The sequence below is a fragment of the Pseudomonas sp. 58 R 12 genome, from assembly GCF_900005865.1.
Classification (GTDB): domain Bacteria; phylum Pseudomonadota; class Gammaproteobacteria; order Pseudomonadales; family Pseudomonadaceae; genus Aquipseudomonas; species Aquipseudomonas tritici.
The window spans coordinates 179,322-195,453 of the sequence record NZ_CVTP01000021.1; the positions used below are offsets into that span (position 1 = coordinate 179,322).

Annotated in this window: 13 protein-coding genes; 3 read left to right on the top strand and 10 right to left on the bottom strand. The window is 61.6% G+C overall.

Going from position 1 to position 16,132, the window contains the following annotated elements:
* Positions 1–33: 33 nt before the first annotated feature.
* The 10 genes from lysS to BFP95_RS18235 all read right to left on the bottom strand — a co-directional run bounded on the left by lysS (position 34) and on the right by BFP95_RS18235 (position 12,218).
* Positions 34–1,536, bottom strand: a complete 1,503-nt coding sequence (lysS, locus tag BFP95_RS18185) for a lysine--tRNA ligase (protein WP_065872480.1) — start codon at positions 1,534–1,536, stop codon at positions 34–36.
* A gap of 78 nt (positions 1,537–1,614) precedes the next feature.
* Positions 1,615–2,710 (bottom strand): peptide chain release factor 2 gene (prfB, locus tag BFP95_RS18190; RefSeq protein ID WP_139113184.1). Its coding sequence is split into 2 segments (ribosomal slippage): positions 1,615–2,637 and positions 2,639–2,710, totalling 1,095 coding nucleotides; the frame shifts between segments, so codons are not numbered across the junction.
* A gap of 236 nt (positions 2,711–2,946) precedes the next feature.
* The gene (locus BFP95_RS18200; RefSeq protein WP_065872481.1) at positions 2,947–3,948 is read right to left on the bottom strand and encodes a response regulator; all 1,002 of its coding nucleotides are present in this window, start codon (positions 3,946–3,948) and stop codon (positions 2,947–2,949) included.
* Positions 3,949–4,000: 52 nt separating this feature from the next.
* Complete coding sequence (locus BFP95_RS18205) at positions 4,001–5,011, bottom strand: chemotaxis response regulator protein-glutamate methylesterase (RefSeq protein ID WP_065872482.1); 1,011 nt, start codon at positions 5,009–5,011, stop codon at positions 4,001–4,003.
* The gene (locus BFP95_RS18210; RefSeq protein WP_065872483.1) at positions 5,008–7,275 is read right to left on the bottom strand and encodes a hybrid sensor histidine kinase/response regulator; all 2,268 of its coding nucleotides are present in this window, start codon (positions 7,273–7,275) and stop codon (positions 5,008–5,010) included. The genes BFP95_RS18205 and BFP95_RS18210 overlap by 4 nt, the downstream gene beginning before the upstream one ends.
* Entirely contained in the window at positions 7,272–7,973 is a 702-nt protein-coding gene (locus BFP95_RS18215; RefSeq protein ID WP_065872484.1) for a chemotaxis protein CheW, read from the bottom strand. The genes BFP95_RS18210 and BFP95_RS18215 overlap by 4 nt, the downstream gene beginning before the upstream one ends.
* Positions 7,970–9,229 (bottom strand): CheR family methyltransferase, encoded by a 1,260-nt coding sequence (locus tag BFP95_RS18220; protein ID WP_065872485.1) that lies wholly within the window; start codon positions 9,227–9,229, stop codon positions 7,970–7,972. The genes BFP95_RS18215 and BFP95_RS18220 overlap by 4 nt, the downstream gene beginning before the upstream one ends.
* Positions 9,226–9,738 carry a chemotaxis protein CheW gene (locus tag BFP95_RS18225; RefSeq protein ID WP_065880091.1) on the bottom strand — a complete coding sequence of 171 codons (513 nt, stop codon included), beginning with the start codon at positions 9,736–9,738 and terminating at the stop codon, positions 9,226–9,228. Before BFP95_RS18225 ends, BFP95_RS18220 begins: the two co-directional genes overlap by 4 nt.
* A complete protein-coding gene (locus tag BFP95_RS18230) occupies positions 9,738–11,360 on the bottom strand; it encodes a methyl-accepting chemotaxis protein (protein ID WP_065890126.1) in 1,623 nt (540 codons plus the stop codon). The genes BFP95_RS18225 and BFP95_RS18230 overlap by 1 nt, the downstream gene beginning before the upstream one ends.
* Positions 11,361–11,507: 147 nt before the next feature.
* Positions 11,508–12,218 carry a tellurite resistance TerB family protein gene (locus BFP95_RS18235; RefSeq protein WP_065910505.1) on the bottom strand — a complete coding sequence of 237 codons (711 nt, stop codon included), beginning with the start codon at positions 12,216–12,218 and terminating at the stop codon, positions 11,508–11,510.
* 168 nt (positions 12,219–12,386) lie between these two features.
* Here BFP95_RS18235 and BFP95_RS18240 point away from each other — a divergent pair, with 168 nt between their 5' ends.
* From BFP95_RS18240 to ydcS, 3 genes are all read left to right on the top strand, one after another.
* On the top strand, positions 12,387–13,298 hold the full coding sequence (locus BFP95_RS18240) for a LysR family transcriptional regulator (protein ID WP_003209548.1): 912 nt from the start codon (positions 12,387–12,389) through the stop codon (positions 13,296–13,298).
* A gap of 133 nt (positions 13,299–13,431) precedes the next feature.
* Positions 13,432–14,889, top strand: coding sequence for a gamma-aminobutyraldehyde dehydrogenase (locus BFP95_RS18245; RefSeq protein WP_065872489.1), 1,458 nt, complete (start codon positions 13,432–13,434; stop codon positions 14,887–14,889).
* Between the two features lie 72 nt (positions 14,890–14,961).
* The gene (gene ydcS / locus BFP95_RS18250) at positions 14,962–16,113 is read left to right on the top strand and encodes a putative ABC transporter substrate-binding protein YdcS (protein ID WP_065872490.1); all 1,152 of its coding nucleotides are present in this window, start codon (positions 14,962–14,964) and stop codon (positions 16,111–16,113) included.
* Positions 16,114–16,132 lie beyond the last annotated feature (19 nt).

Below are 16,132 nucleotides of genomic sequence, written 5' to 3' on the forward strand. Positions count from 1 at the left end.
GCCTTATAAAGGCGGCTCTGGATTTCGCTACGGTTACGCTTGTGGCCGCATGTGCGGGAACAAGATCACATCGCGGATCGACGGCGAGTTAGTCAACAGCATCACCAGGCGGTCGATGCCGATCCCTTCACCGGCGGTTGGCGGCATGCCGTATTCCAGGGCGCGCACGAAGTCGGCATCGTAGTGCATGGCTTCGTCGTCGCCGGCGTCCTTGTCAGCCACCTGGGCCATGAAGCGCTCGGCCTGGTCTTCCGCGTCGTTCAACTCGGAGTAGGCGTTGGCGATTTCGCGGCCGCCGATGAACAATTCGAAACGGTCGGTGACGTTCGGGTTGTCATCGTTGCGACGGGCCAGCGGCGACACTTCGAACGGGTACTGGGTAATGAAGTGCGGCTGTTCGAGCTTGTGCTCCACCAACTCTTCGAAAATCATCACCTGCAATTTGCCCAGGCCTTCGAAGCCCAACACTTTGGCGCCGGCTTTCTTGGCAATGGCGCGGGCCTTGTCGATGTCGGTCAGGTCGTCAGCGGTCAACTCGGGGTTGTACTTGAGGATCGAATCGAACACCGACAGGCGCACGAACGGTTCGCCAAAGTGGAAGACCTTGTCGCCGTACGGCACGTCAGTGCTGCCCAGGACCAACTGTGCCAGTTCGCGGAACAGTTCTTCAGTCAGGTCCATGTTGTCTTCGTAATCGGCGTAGGCCTGGTAGAACTCCAACATGGTGAATTCTGGGTTGTGACGCGTCGAAACGCCTTCGTTACGGAAGTTGCGGTTGATCTCGAACACTTTCTCAAACCCGCCAACCACAAGGCGCTTGAGGTACAACTCAGGCGCGATACGCAGGAACATTTCCAGGTCCAGTGCGTTGTGGTGGGTTTCAAACGGCTTGGCTGCTGCACCACCGGGGATGGTTTGCAGCATCGGGGTTTCCACTTCCAGGAAGTCACGCTGCATCAAGAAGCTGCGGATGTGCGCGATGACTTGCGAACGCACGCGGAAGGTGTGGCGCACGTCTTCGTTGACGATCAGGTCAACATAGCGCTGGCGGTAGCGCTGCTCGGTGTCGGTGAGGCCGTGGTGCTTGTCCGGCAGCGGGCGCAGGGATTTGGTCAGCAGGCGTACGCTGGTCATTTCAACGTACAGGTCGCCCTTGCCGGAACGGGCCAGGGTGCCTTCGGCGGCGATGATGTCGCCCATGTCCCAGGTTTTCACCGAGGCCAGGGTGTCTTCAGGCAGGGTCTTGCGGTTGACGTAGACCTGGATACGCCCGGTCATGTCCTGGATCACCATGAACGAGCCACGGTTGAGCATGATGCGACCTGCCACCTTGACCGGGATCGCCGCTTCTGCCAGCTCTTCCTTGGTCTTGTCCGCGTATTGCTTCTGCAAGGCATCGCAGTAGTTTTCGCGGCGGAAGTCGTTCGGGAAGGCATTGCCCTTGGCGCGCTCGGCAGCCAGCTTTTCCTTGCGCAGGGCGATCAGGGAGTTTTCTTCCTGTTGCAGGGCTTGCGGGTCGAGTTGTTGGTCGCTCATGTCTTTAAATATTCCATCAGGTTCGTTGCCCCCGGCCTGCGGCCGGGGATCGCCGGCATGCCGGCTCCTAAAACGGGGTTACAGGCCTGACTTCAGGCTGGCTTCCAGGTATTCGTCGATATCGCCGTCGAGCACCTTGTCGCAGTCGCTGCGTTCGATGTTAGTGCGCAAATCCTTGATCCGCGACGCATCAAGCACATAAGAACGGATCTGGTGACCCCAGCCGATATCCGACTTGGTGTCTTCCAGCGCCTGGGAAGCGGCGTTGCGCTTCTGCATTTCCTGCTCGTACAACTTGGCCCGCAGCATTTTCATGGCGGTGTCCTTGTTCGCGTGCTGGGAGCGTTCGTTCTGGCAGCTCACCACGGTGTTGGTCGGTACGTGGGTAATACGTACGGCCGAGTCGGTGGTGTTTACGTGCTGGCCACCGGCACCGGAGGAGCGGTAGGTATCGATGCGGAGGTCGGCCGGGTTGATCTCGATTTCGACCTTGTCGTCGATCTCTGGCGAGACGAACACAGCAGAGAACGAGGTGTGCCGACGGTTGCCGGAGTCAAACGGGCTCTTGCGCACCAGGCGATGCACGCCGATCTCGGTCCGCAGCCAACCAAAGGCGTATTCGCCCTTGATGTGTACGGTCGCGCCCTTGATACCGGCGACTTCACCGGCGGACAGCTCCATGATGGTCGCTTCGAAACCGCGCTTGTCAGCCCAGCGCAGGTACATGCGCAGCAGGATGTTGGCCCAGTCCTGGGCCTCGGTGCCGCCGGAACCGGCCTGGATGTCCAGGTAGGCGTTGTTCGGGTCCATTTCGTGGCTGAACATGCGACGGAATTCAAGCTTGGCGAGGTTGTCCTCGAGACGGGCCAGCTCGGCGACGACATCGCCCACTGCGCCTTCGTCGTTTTCTTCGACGGCCATGTCCAGCAGGTCACGGCAATCGGCCAGACCGGTGTTCAACTCGTCGAGGGTATCGACGATCTGCGCCAGCGCAGCGCGCTCGCGGCCCAGTTCCTGGGCGTATTCAGGTTTGTTCCAGACAGCAGGATCTTCAAGCTCGCGATTGACTTCGGTCAGACGCTCATGCTTTTGATCGTAGTCAAAGATACCCCCGAATAGTTTCGGAGCGCTCGGACAGGTCCTTGATGGTGTTAAGGATCGGGTTGATTTCCATGGCGGGCAGCACTCGTTGGCGAACTTTTGAAAGCCGGCGAGTATAACGGCAAACGTCCGGAAACGGCAGTCCGCTTGGCCGAAAAGGCGGGGTTTGTAGGCTATCGACAGAACAATGGAGATCAAATGTGGGAGCTGGCTTGCCTGCGATTGCGGTCCGTCAGTTACCACATCTGTATCTGATACACCGCTATCGCAGGCAAGCCAGCTCCCACAGGGGTTTTACGGTGCTTCGAGTTATTCGATACACACCTGATTGCGCCCATTGTGCTTGGCCGTATACAACCCCTTGTCCGCCGCCATGATCAACTGTCGGCAATCCGTGCCCTGCACCGGTGTCATGGTCGACAGGCCGATACTGATGGTCAGGCTCGCCCCCTCAGCCGGCGCTATGTGCGGGATTTTCAGCGCGGCAACGGCCATGCGTAGCTTTTCAGCCACCAGGCGTGCGCCGCCCGGCGACGTATTCGGCAGTACCAAGGCGAACTCTTCACCGCCGTAGCGCGCTGGCAGGTCCGAGGGGCGACTGCTGGCTTCGCGGATGGTGGTGGCGACTTTGCGCAGGGCTTCGTCGCCTTCGACGTGGCCGAAGCTGTCGTTGTAGGTTTTGAAAAAATCCACGTCGATCATCAGCAGCGACAGCTGGGTCTGGTCGCGCATGGCACGACGCCATTCCAGTTCCAGGTATTCGTCGAAGTGGCGGCGGTTGGACAGCCCGGTGAGGCCGTCGGAGTTCATCAAGCGTTGCAGCACCAAATTGGTGTCTAGCAGTTGCTGCTGGCTGACTCGCAGCGCTCGATAAGCCGCGTCCCGTTGCAACAAGGTCATGTAGGAGCGCGAGTGATAGCGGATGCGCGCCACCAGTTCGATATTGTCCGGCAGCTTGACCAGGTAGTCGTTGGCGCCGGCCGAAAATGCCGCGCTCTTGATCAGCGGGTCTTCCTTGGTGGAAAGCACGATGATCGGAATATTTTGCGTGGCCGGGTGGTTGCGGTATTCGCGCACCAGCGTCAGGCCGTCGAGGCCAGGCATCACCAAGTCTTGCAGGATCACGGTCGGTTTGATGCGGATCGCCTGGGCAATCGCCTGGTGCGGGTCGGCGCAGAAGTGGAAGTCGATGTTTTCTTCATGGGCCAGGCCACGTCGCACGGCTTCTCCGATCATGGCCTGGTCGTCGACCAGCAACACCATGGCAGCATTTTCATCGGTCTTGATGTCGTCGATCTGTAAATCATTCATGTGCAATCACCTGAATTACTTTCCTGCTGGCCAGCACCCTGGAGGGTCTTGATCATTTTGCGAAGACCTCCAGTAATCGGGGCGCAATTCTGTCCAGTGGGCGAATTTCAACAGCAGCATCAATCGCCGCCGCCGCTTTGGGCATGCCATACACCGCCGAGCTCTGCTGATCCTGGGCGATGGTTAAATAACCTTGTTCACGCAGCAACTTGAGGCCCTGGGCCCCGTCGCGGCCCATACCTGTCAGCAAGACGCCAACGGCGTCACCATTCCAATGGCTGGCCACGCTTTCGAAAAACACGTCGATCGAAGGCCGGTAAATCTCGTTCACTGGCTCTGCGGTATAGGCTAGCGTGCCATTCTTCAACAGACGAATATGGTGGTTGGTGCCGGCCAGCAGCACTACACCGCTTTGCGGTGCCTCACCCTCGCGGGCCAGGCGCACCGGCAGGCCAGAGGCGCTGCTCAGCCACTCGGCCATGCCGGCGGCAAACACCTGGTCCACATGCTGCACCAATACAATGGCGGCCGGAAAGTCTTGAGGCAAACCCTTGAGCAGGATTTCCAGGGCCGCCGGGCCACCTGCCGAGGACCCGATAGCCACCAGGCTCTGGCGCTTGCCGGTGGCGCGCGGTGGTGCGGCGTCGGCACGCAGGCGGCTGCCACGCTGGCCGATCAACCAGCCGATATTGAGGATCTTGCGCAGCAGCGGCGCCGCCGCATCCTTGGGGTTGCCCACGCCCAGCGGCGGCGTGTCCACCACATCCAGGGCGCCATGGCCCATGGCTTCGAACACGCGGCTGACATTGGCCTGGCGGTCGACGGTGACGATAACAATGGCACAGGGGGTCTCGGCCATGATCTGCCGAGTGGCTTCCACACCGTCCATTACGGGCATGATCAAGTCCATCAGGATCAGGTCCGGGGTCAGCTCAGCGCAGCGCTGCACCGCTTCCAGGCCATTGGCTGCCACCCACACAACCTGGTGAGCAGGTTCGAAACTCAAGGCACGGCGAAGGGCCTCAACCGCGAGGGGCATGTCATTGACGATTGCGATCCTCATGCGCGCGCGCCTCCGATCAGTTCCACCACCGCGTCGAGCAACGCGTCATCATGGAAACTGGCTTTGGCTAAATAATAGTCGGCGCCGGCGTCCAGTCCACGACGTCGGTCTTCTTCGCGATCCTTGTAGGACACCACCATCACCGGCAACGATTGCAGGCGACTGTCACGGCGCAAGAGTGTGACCAATTCAATACCGTCCATTCGAGGCATATCAATGTCTGTGATCAGCAGGTCAAAGTCTTCGGAACGCAGGGCGTTCCAGCCGTCCATGCCATCAACCGCGACGGCCACTTCATAACCACGATTAAGTAACAATTTGCGTTGCAGCTCACGCACGGTCAGCGAGTCATCCACCACCAGCACCCGTTTACGCGGCGCCTCGGTGGTTTGTTGGCTACGCCGGGCAATACGTTCCAAACGTCCGGTGTTGAGCAACTTGTCCACCGAACGCAGCATGTCTTCAACGTCGACGATCAACACCACCGAGCCGTCGTCCAGCAAGGCGCCGGCGGAGATGTCCTGGACCTTGCCCAGGCGATCATCCAGCGGTAACACCACCAGCGTGCGCTCGCCGATAAAACGCTCCACAGCAATCCCGTACACGGCATCGCGCTCGCGGATCACCACCACTTTCAACGTGTCTGACTGACTCTGCCCCGCCGGGCGCTGCAACAACTGGCTGGCGGCGACCAGGCCGACATGCCGGCCTTCGTGCCAGAAATGCTGGCGGCCTTCGAGTTGCACAATATCGTCGGGCGCCAGGTCGCACATGCGCTCGATATGGGCCAGCGGGAACGCGTAGGCTTCTTCACCGACTTCCACCACCAGGCTGCGTACCACCGACAAGGTCAACGGCACTTCCAGGTGGAAACGACTGCCCTGCCCCGCCGTCTGCTCCAGCACCACGGCACCACGCAGTTGGCGGACCATATGCTGCACCGCATCCAGCCCGACTCCACGCCCGGACACTTCGGTGACCTTGTCGCGCAGGCTGAACCCCGGCAGGAACAGGAACGTCAGCAACTCTTCTTCGCTCAGGCGCAGGGCGGTTTCAACCGGCGACAGATGGCGGTCGACGATGGTGCCGCGCAAGCGCTCCAAGTCGACGCCATTGCCGTCATCGCTCAATTCCAGTACCAGCAAACCGGCTTGATGAGAGGCGCGCAGGCGGATCAGGCCTTCAGCCGGCTTGCCTGCGAGCAGGCGTTGCTCAGGCATTTCGATGCCGTGGTCGACGGCATTGCGCAATAAATGGGTGAGTGGAGCTTCGAGCTTTTCCAGCACGTCGCGGTCGACCTGGGTCTTTTCACCCTCGATTTCCAGGCGCACCTGCTTGCCCAGGCTGCGGCCAAGGTCGCGCACCATGCGCACCTGCCCAGCGAGGACATCGGCAAACGGTCGCATGCGGCAGGCCAGGGCGGTGTCATACAGCACTTGGGCGCGCTGCCCGGCCTGCCAGCCGAATTCGTCCAGTTCAGCATGTTTTTCCGCCAGCAAGGCCTGGGCTTCGCTCAACAAGCGGCGGGTGTCGGCCAGGGCTTCCTGGGCTTCGAGGTTCAAACCCACGGTTTTGAGCTGGCCGTCCAGCGTATCGAGGGCGCGGACACTTTGACTCTGAATGCGTTTTAGGCGCTGCAGGCTGGCCAAGTAGGGCTTGAGCCGCTGGGTTTCCACCAGGGATTTGCTCGACAGGTCGAGCAGGCTGTTCAAGCGCTCGGCGGTCACCCGCAGTACGCGCTCGCCGCCTTCGGTCATGCGTTTGTTCTGACGCGGCGGCTCGGCGGCAACTGGCGGCGCGGGCTCGGGTTCCGGCGGCAGTTCTTCAACAACCGGTGCCGGCGCTGGCGGCGGCGTAGCCTTGACCGGCGCCTGGGACGGGTCCAGCAGGCGCTCCATCAACGCCACATAAGCTTCGATGTCGGCCGACCCCACGTCATTGCCCGGCGTGGCGATGCGCATCAGCAGATCAGTGCCTTGCAGCAACGCATCAATATGTTCGGGTTGCAGGTACAGGCGGCTTTCCTGGGCGCTCACCAGGCAATCCTCCATGACGTGGGACACGCTGACCCCGGCGTCCACCCCAACGATGCGCGCGGCGCCCTTGAGCGAGTGCGCCGCACGCATGCACGCTTCAAGCTGGTCGGCCTGGGTCGGGTTGCGTTCCAGGGCCAGCAGGCCCGCGCTGAGTACCTGGGTCTGCGCATCGGCTTCCAGGCTGAACAGTTCCAGCAGCGAGGCGTCGCGCATCTGGTCGGGGGTCATGTGAGGCTCCGGGTCACGGCGGACAACAATTGCGCCTCGTCCAGCCAACGCAGGCTGCGGCCTTTCCACTGCAACACGCCCTGGGTGAAGCGGCCGCTGGCCTGGGTGCCGGAGGCCGATGCGGCCTTCAGGGTGCGCTCATCGATAGCATGGATACCGTCGACTTCATCCACCGGCACCACCACCGGGCCATCCTGGGCGGCGATGATCAACATGCGCGGCATGATGCGCCCACCGCTGGCGCCCTGGGTGGTGGCGTCCAGGCCCAGCAACTCGACCAGCGACAGGCACGCCACCAGCGCGCCGCGCACGTTGGCCACGCCAAGCAAGGCGCGGGAGCGCTGGTGTGGCAGGGAGTGAATCGGTTGCAACGGCGCCACTTCCACCAGACAACGGGTGGCAATGCCCAGCCATTCTTCGCCGAGGCGGAACATCAGCAGGGAACGTGTGACCACCTCCTCGCCCAATTCGACCGCGTTGTACGCGCGATGCGCGTCCTGCTGCAATGCGTAGCGATCCAGCAAGCGCGTGGCCGCCGCCGAGTACACCGAGCAGTTGCGGCAATGGATATGGTCCGCCAGCAACGGGCAGGACTTGTCGCCATGGATGCCGATGCGGTTCCAACAGTCATCGATGGCCTGGGTGTCAGCCAGGGTCAGGTCCAGGCCTGCGGTGTCGAGCGCCTCGGTGTTATTCATCGCTTGGACTCACTGTCAGCTCGCTCGCTCCGCGCGGCCCGCGCTTGCAAGCGGCGCGCCCCCGCACTGTCACCCTGAGACTCAAGCAACGCGGCCAGGTGCATCAAGGCCTGCGGGTGCTGGGGTTCCAGGTACAAGGCTTTTCGATAATAGCCCTGGGCCTCCAGGGCGCTGCCGGCCACGTCGCTGAGCAGCCCCAGCCAGTAGAACACTTGGGCGGCCGGCGGGTGGTTGTTCAGGTATTGCTCGCAAGCGGCGCGAGCATCAAGGCTTTTGCCTTCATTGGCCAGCGTGGCGATCCGACTGAGCAGATCAGCCGCGTCGGAATGCGCCACCTTGATTGGCATCACTTGGGCGCTGACCGTGCTGAACGGCCGCGGCTTGGTAGGAATCGGTGCCGCACTGCGCTGCGGGATGGGCGCGGCGATAGGCACAAACGCTGGCTCCGGCTTGACCGGCTCAGCCTGCCGACTGAACGCAAAGGACTGCGGCACACCAATCGAACGCATGCCATGGCGCCCCAGCAGGCTGCCCTCGGCCGGGCCGATAAACAGCACGCCGTCCTCATGGGTCAGGCCCTTGAGTACAGCAAACACTTGCTTCTGGGTCGGCTGGTCGAAATAGATCAGCAGGTTGCGACAGAACACAAAGTCGTAGCTCGCCTCATTGGCCAGCAGCGCCGGGTCAAGCAGGTTGCCGACTTGCAGGCGCACCTGTTCGCGCACACGGTCGGCGATGTGGTAGCCGTCGCCGAATTCGGTGAAATGTCGGTCGCGAAACGCCAGATCGCCGCCGCGAAACGAGTTCTTGCCATACACCCCGCGTCGCGCGCGCTCAACCGACAGTGGGCTGACATCCAGGCCCAGCACCTTGAACTGGTGCGGCGCCAAACCGGCATCCAGCAGCGCCATGGCAATCGAATAAGGTTCTTCGCCGGTGGAGCACGGCAGGCTGAGGATGCGCAGTGCGCGCATCTGCTTGATGTCGAGCAGGCGGGCCTTGGCCAGGCGGGCCAGGGTTGCAAAGGATTCGGGGTAACGGAAAAACCAGGTCTCGGGGACGATTACCGCCTCGATCAGCGCTTGCTGTTCATCCTCGGAGCTTTGCAGGTGCTGCCAGTATTCGCCGGCCGCTTGGGCATTGACGGCCTGGCTGCGTTGGCGCACCGCACGCTCGATGATGGCTTCGCCCACAGACGCGACGTCCAGGCCGATGCGCTCTTTCAGGAAGGCAAAAAAACGCGGGTCGTGGCTCATGGGCTCGGCTCTGCAGAAAACAGCAAGGCGCGCACTTCGTCGGTGAGCAATTCGTTAACCCCAATCCACTGCATCAAGCCCAAGGCATCTTCACGCACCAGCCCCAGGTACGGCGCCTCGCGGTTATCCAGGCCATAAGGCTTGAACTCGCCAAGGTCGCAACGCAGGGTGTCGGTGGCTTGTTCCAGGATCAGCCCCAGCCAATGCGCTTGAACCCAAGGCTGCGGCTGGTAATTGACCAGCACCAGGCGCGTGCTGGTGCGCGCCTGGGCCGGCGTGCCGAAGGCCAGGGCGCTGAGGTCGATGACCGGCACCAGCGCGCCACGATGGGCAAAAATGCCCGACACCCACTGCGGTGCATGGGCAATCGGCTTGAGCGGCAGGCGCGGCAGTACCTCGGCGACTTCCGTGGCCCTGAGGGCAAAACGCTCGTCGCCGATGTGGAACACCAGGAACAAGGCCTTTTTCGCTGCCGGGACGGCACCGCGTTTAGCCGCGAGATCGCTCATCAGACTTTGAAACGCGACACGCCGCTGCGCAGACCGACCGCAACCTGGCTCAGCTCATCAATGGCAAAGCTGGCCTGGCGCAGCGAGTCGACAGTCTGGCTGCTGGCATCGCCCAGTTGCACCAGCGCGTGGTTGATCTGCTCGGCGCCGGTAGCCTGGGCCTGCATGCCTTCGTTGACCATCAACACCCGCGGCGCCAGCGCCTGTACCTGATGGATGATCTGCGACAGCTGCTCGCCCACTTGCTGCACTTCAAACATGCCGCGACGTACTTCTTCGGAGAACTTGTCCATGCCCATCACCCCTGCGGACACCGCCGACTGGATCTCGCGCACCATCTGCTCGATGTCGTAGGTGGCCACGGCGGTCTGGTCGGCAAGGCGGCGAACTTCGGTGGCAACCACGGCAAAGCCGCGACCGTATTCACCGGCCTTCTCGGCCTCGATGGCCGCGTTGAGCGACAGCAGGTTGGTCTGGTCGGCAACCTTGACGATGGTCACCACCACCTGATTGATGTTGCCGGCCTTCTCATTGAGGATCGCCAGCTTGGCGTTCACCAAGTCGGCGGCGCCCATGACCGAGTGCATGGTTTCTTCCATGCGCGCCAGGCCTTGCTGGCCAGAGCCGGCGGCGACCGACGCCTGGTCGGCAGCGGTGGACACTTCGGTCATGGTGCGCACCAGGTCCTTGGACGTGGCAGCGATTTCGCGGGACGTGGCGCCGATCTCAGTGGTAGTCGCAGCGGTTTCAGTGGCGGTGGCCTGTTGTTGCTTGGACGTGGCGGCAATCTCGGTGACCGAGGTGGTCACCTGCACCGACGAGCGCTGGGCCTGGGACACGAGGGCGGTGAGCTCGGTCATCATGTCGTTGAAGCCGGTCTCTACCGCACCGAATTCGTCCTTGCGCTCCAGGTTCAGGCGTTTGCTCAGGTCACCAGTGCGCATGGTTTCAAGGATGTCGACGATGCGCTGCATCGGCGCCATGATCGCGCGCATCAGCAGCAGGCCACACAGGCCAGCGGCAAGGATGGCGATAAGCAGCGACACGGCCATGCTGATCTTGGCAGACAGGACTGCCTCGTCGATCGCCGCCGTGGCGCGGTCAGACACGTTCTTGTTTTCAGTGATGATGTCGTTGAGCTTCATGCGCCCTTCAGTCCAGATCGGCGTCAATTGCTCCTCGACCAATACGCTCGCGCCCGGCAGGTCGTTGGCTTCGACGCGCTCCAGCACCTGGGCGAGGACTTTGTTGTACGTCGTGTGCGCCGCCTTGAAGTTATCGAATTCCATGCGGTCAGCCTGGCTATGAATGGTTTTTTCATAGTTGGCCATCTGCTGTTCGATACGCGCTTCGAACGACTTGTAGCTCGACCTGTCGGTGTTGCTGAGCGTTTTTTCGTCGCGCAGACCAATGATATCGACGGTTTCAAGGTAGCTGTCGACCCACGCGCTGCGGATCATCGAGCTGAGGTAAACGCCCGGTACCGCGTCGTCACGCACCAATTCCTGGCTGGTTTCGATCTTCAGCAACCGTGAGTAGGAGACCACAACCATTAACAGCATGATGGCGATAATGACCGCAAAGCTTGCCAAGATCCGTTGGCGCAAGGTCCAGTTCTTCACAGTAATTCCTCGAAGGGCCATTCAAATGGAGGGAGTATAGCTGAGCGGGTGCCCTCATTTATCAATGGGTTTTGACGCAGCGCGCACGGAATGCAAAAACACCCCGGACCGCCAAGGCAGCCGGGGTGCTTGTATTAACAAGCGCGTTTAAAGTGTGGCCTGGCGCACCTGTTTTTCCAGCTCCAACTTCAAGCCAGGCTCCAGTTTCAACTGACGGGCCAGTTCATCGAGGTAGGACTTCTCCATGAAGTTCTCCTCATCCACCAGCATCACACTGGCGATGTACATTTCGGCGGCCATTTCCGGAGTGCCGGCCGCCCGCGCCACATCGGCAGGGTCCAGGGGTTTGTTCAGTTCGGCATGCAGCCAGCTTTGCAGCTCGCGGTCGTTATCCAGCTTGGTGAACTCGCCTTCGATCAGCGCGCGCTCGCGCTCGTCCACATGGCCGTCAGCCTTGGCTGCCGCGACCAGCGCCTTGAGAATGCCTTGGCTGTGTTGCTCAACCTGAGCCGGTGGCAGGCGGTCGATGGTTTGCGGCTCACCCTGGGGGGCATTGACCTGTTGCGCTTGCCAGTTACCGTAAGCTTTGTAGGCAATCACCCCCAACGCCGCCAACCCACCGTAAGTCAGGGCCTTGCCGCCGAAATTGCGCGCCTTCTTATTGCCCAGCAACAGGCCCATCGCGCCGGCTGCCAGCGCGCCGCCACCCGCACCACCGAGCAGGCTGCCCAGGCCGCCACCGCCGAGCAAGCCGCCAAGAGCGCCTTTATCGTCCTGTTTCCGCTGGCCGCCGGCCTTGTTTTGCAACATGTCCTGGCCAGACTTGAGCAACTGATCGAGCAATCCACGGGTATTCATTCAAAGCCTCCAGACACTTGGGTTCGTAGGACCAATAGGCCTCCAGCGTAAAACTAAGTGCCAAAAAGCCTTTGCCTAGAGTGCTTCCAGATGTAACGCGGCTACCCTTCGCTTAAATCGATATACACTTGAGCAAATCTATAAAAACACCCCACTGGTAATTCCAGCATGATGACCTTGCGTCAAATCCGGCACTTCATTGCCGTGGCCGAGACCGGCTCGATCTCCGCCGCCGCGCAAACTGCGTTCATTTCCCAGTCCACACTGACCCTGGCGATCCAGCAACTGGAACAGGAAATCGGCGTGAACCTGTTCAACCGTCACGCCAAGGGCATGACACTCACGCATCAAGGCCATCAATTCCTGCGCCAGGCGCACCTGATCCTCGCCACCGTCGACAACGCCAAGCGCAGCCTGCAACAAAGCACCGACCAAGTCGCCGGGCAGTTGATCATCGGCGTGACCAGCCTGGTGGCCGGCTATTACCTCGCAGATTTGCTGACACGCTTCCAGCGCGCCTACCCCAATGTGGAAATCCGCGTGATGGAGGATGAGCGCCCGTATATCGAGCATTTGCTGGTCAGCGGCGAGATCGACGTGGGCGTGCTGATCCTGTCCAACCTCGAAGACCGTCACGCCCTGCAAACCGAAGTACTCACCCATTCGCCTCACCGGCTATGGCTGCCGGCGCAACATCCGTTGCTGGAACACGACAGCATCAACCTGGCCGATGTGGCGCGCGAGCCGTTGATTCAGTTGAACGTCGACGAAATGGGCCACAACGCCCAGCGCATGTGGACCGGTGCGGGCCTGCAGCCGCGCGTGACCCTGCGCACCGCCTCCACCGAAGCCGTGCGAAGCCTGGTAGCGGCCGGCCTGGGCGTGTCGATCCAGCCGGACATGACCTACCGCCCCTGGTCCCTTGAAGGCGACATTATCGAAGCGCGGCCGATTGCCGACCTCAGCCAAACCCTCGATGTAGGCCTGGCCTGGCGTCGTGGCACGGCGCGGCCGGCACTGGTCGACCCGTTCCTGACGGTTGCGCGTGAACAGCCGCACCCACGCAAGCCATCTATTTAATCGAATGCTGCATTCAGTATTTAGTATTTGTTGACCTCGCGCCTGACCTCTACTCTCGGCTCATCCATAAGAGAAAGGTCAGGTGCCTCGTAAGAGAACGCCCATGGCCATACAAGAAAAGAGATCGCGAAAAATGTCCGGCGCGCCCACCCCGCTGCTTACTGCGTTGCTGATCGACGGCGAACTGGTCCAAGGCCAGGGTTTTGTCGAGCCGATCCTCAACCCGGCCACCGGCGAAGTCCTCACCCAGATCGCCGAAGCCAGCACCGAGCAAGTGGAGGCTGCGATCCTCGCCGCCCACCGCGCCTTTACCGGCTGGTCACGCACCACACCGCAGCAACGTTCGAACGTCTTGCTGGGCATCGCCGATGCCATCGAAAAACAAGCCGACTACCTGGCCCGCCTGGAATCCCTGAACTGCGGCAAGCCCTTGCACCTGGCGCGCCAGGATGACTTGAGCGCCACTGTCGATGTGTTCCGCTTCTTCGCCGGCGCCGTGCGCTGCCAGACCGGGCAACTGAGCGGCGAATACCTGCCGGGCTACACCAGCATGGTGCGCCGTGACCCCATCGGCGTCGTGGCCTCGATTGCACCGTGGAACTACCCGCTGATGATGGCCGCGTGGAAAATCGCTCCAGCCCTGGCCGCCGGTAATACGCTGGTGTTCAAACCATCGGAGCACACGCCGCTGTCGATCCTGGCGCTGGCCCCTGTGCTTAAAGCGCTCTTGCCACGTGGTGTGATCAACATTCTGTGTGGCGGCGGCGAAGGCGTCGGCAGTCATCTGGTCAGCCACCCCAAGGTGCGTATGGTGTCGCTGACCGGCGATATCGTTACCGGGCAGAAAATCCTGCAAGCGGCATCCAAAACCCTTAAACGCACGCACCTGGAGCTGGGCGGCAAAGCGCCGGTGATCGTGTGCAACGATGCTGACCTGCAAGCCGTGGTCGAGGGCGTGCGCGCCTATGGTTACTACAATGCCGGCCAGGACTGCACTGCCGCGTGCCGCATCTACGCCCAGGCCGGCATTCACGACAAATTGGTTGCCGAACTTGGCGCAGCGGTCAGCAGCCTGCGCTTTGCCGGTAAACGCGATGCGGACAATGAACTGGGCCCGTTGATCAGCACGCGCCAGCGCGACCGCGTCGCCAGTTTTGTCGAACGCGCCCTCGGCCAGCCGCATATCGAACGCATCACCGGCGCCGCCGTGCATTCCGGCGCGGGCTTCTATTACCAGCCCACCCTGCTGGCCGGCTGTAAACAGAACGATGAAATCGTGCAGCGCGAAGTGTTCGGACCGGTGGTTACGGTGACCCGCTTCGACGAACTGGAACAGGCGGTGGACTGGGCCAACGACTCGGAATACGGCCTGGCGTCCTCGGTGTGGACCCAGAACCTGGACAAGGCCATGCAAGTGGCGGCGCGCCTGCAATACGGCTGCACCTGGATCAACAGCCATTTCATGCTGGTCAGCGAAATGCCCCACGGCGGCTTGAAGCGCTCGGGGTATGGGAAGGATCTGTCCAGCGATTCACTCCAGGACTACAGCGTGGTGCGCCACATCATGGCGCGCCACGGCCAGCATCTTTAAAACAACAACTAAGCTCTTGCGTTACCGGCTACACACACTGCCCCGACCATAATTAAAGAAGAGGGAACCCCCATGTCTGCGCACAAGACCGCACTGCTCAGTGCCCTGACCACCGCGCTGCTGGCCAGTGCCAGCCTACAGGCCGCCGAACCGCTCAAGGCTGTTGGCGCGGGTGAAGGCCAACTGGATATCGTCGCCTGGCCCGGCTACATCGAACGTGGCGAAAGCGACAAGGCCTACGACTGGGTCACAGGTTTCGAGAAGGAAACCGGCTGCAAGGTGAATGTGAAAACCGCCGCCACCTCTGACGAAATGGTCAGCCTGATGGCCAAGGGTGGGTATGACCTGGTCACCGCGTCGGGCGATGCCTCGCTGCGTCTGATCGTCGGCAAGCGCGTGCAGCCGATCAACACCGCGCTGATCCCCAATTGGAAAAATATCGACCCGCGCCTGAAGGATGCGCCGTGGTACGTGGTCGGTCAGCAAACCTACGGCACCCCGTACCAGTGGGGCCCGAACGTGTTGATGTACAACACCAACGTGTTCAAGACCGCGCCCACCAGCTGGGACGTGCTGTTCAACGCCCAGAACCTGCCGGACGGCAAGCCGAACAAAGGCCGCGTGCAGGCGTATGACGGCCCGATCTATATCGCCGACGCGGCGCTGTACCTCAAGTCGACCAAGCCGGAGCTGGGCATTCAAAGCCCGTATGAACTGACCGAAACCCAGTACAAGGCCGTGCTCGAACTGTTGCGCGCCCAGCAACCGCTGATCCACCGCTACTGGCACGACACCACCGTGCAAATGAGTGACTTCAAGAACGAAGGCGTGGTCGCCTCCAGCGCCTGGCCGTACCAGGTCAACGGTTTGCAGAACGAGAAACAGCCGATTGCCTCGACCATTCCCAAGGAAGGCGCCACCGGCTGGGCGGACACCACCATGCTGCACACCGAGGCCAAGCACCCGAATTGCGCCTACAAGTGGATGGATTGGTCGCTGCAACCCAAAGTCCAGGGCGATGTAGCCGCCTGGTTCGGCTCGCTGCCGGCGGTGCCGGCGGCTTGCAAGGAAAGCGAACTGCTTGGCGCCGAAGGCTGCAAGACCAATGGCTTTGACCAGTTCGAAAAGATCGCCTTCTGGAAAACCCCGCAGGCTGAAGGCGGCAAGTTCGTGCCGTACAGCCGCTGGACCCAGGATTACATTGCGATCATGGGCGGCCGCTAAGCCTTCCTGACAACGCAGG

Excerpts from the sequence above, each read along its gene's own strand:
- BFP95_RS18205 (WP_065872482.1), bottom strand. The coding sequence starts at position 5,011 with ATGAGGATCGCAATCGTCAATGACATGCCCCTCGCGGTTGAGGCCCTT.
- ydcS (WP_065872490.1), top strand. The coding sequence starts at position 14,962 with ATGTCTGCGCACAAGACCGCACTGCTCAGTGCCCTGACCACCGCGCTG.
- BFP95_RS18220 (WP_065872485.1), bottom strand. The coding sequence starts at position 9,229 with ATGAGCCACGACCCGCGTTTTTTTGCCTTCCTGAAAGAGCGCATCGGC.
- lysS (WP_065872480.1), bottom strand. The coding sequence starts at position 1,536 with ATGAGCGACCAACAACTCGACCCGCAAGCCCTGCAACAGGAAGAAAAC.
- BFP95_RS18235 (WP_065910505.1), bottom strand. The coding sequence starts at position 12,218 with ATGAATACCCGTGGATTGCTCGATCAGTTGCTCAAGTCTGGCCAGGAC.
- BFP95_RS18245 (WP_065872489.1), top strand. The coding sequence starts at position 13,432 with ATGTCCGGCGCGCCCACCCCGCTGCTTACTGCGTTGCTGATCGACGGC.
- BFP95_RS18225 (WP_065880091.1), bottom strand. The coding sequence starts at position 9,738 with ATGAGCGATCTCGCGGCTAAACGCGGTGCCGTCCCGGCAGCGAAAAAG.
- BFP95_RS18240 (WP_003209548.1), top strand. The coding sequence starts at position 12,387 with ATGATGACCTTGCGTCAAATCCGGCACTTCATTGCCGTGGCCGAGACC.
- BFP95_RS18210 (WP_065872483.1), bottom strand. The coding sequence starts at position 7,275 with ATGACCCCCGACCAGATGCGCGACGCCTCGCTGCTGGAACTGTTCAGC.
- BFP95_RS18200 (WP_065872481.1), bottom strand. The coding sequence starts at position 3,948 with ATGAATGATTTACAGATCGACGACATCAAGACCGATGAAAATGCTGCC.
- BFP95_RS18215 (WP_065872484.1), bottom strand. The coding sequence starts at position 7,973 with ATGAATAACACCGAGGCGCTCGACACCGCAGGCCTGGACCTGACCCTG.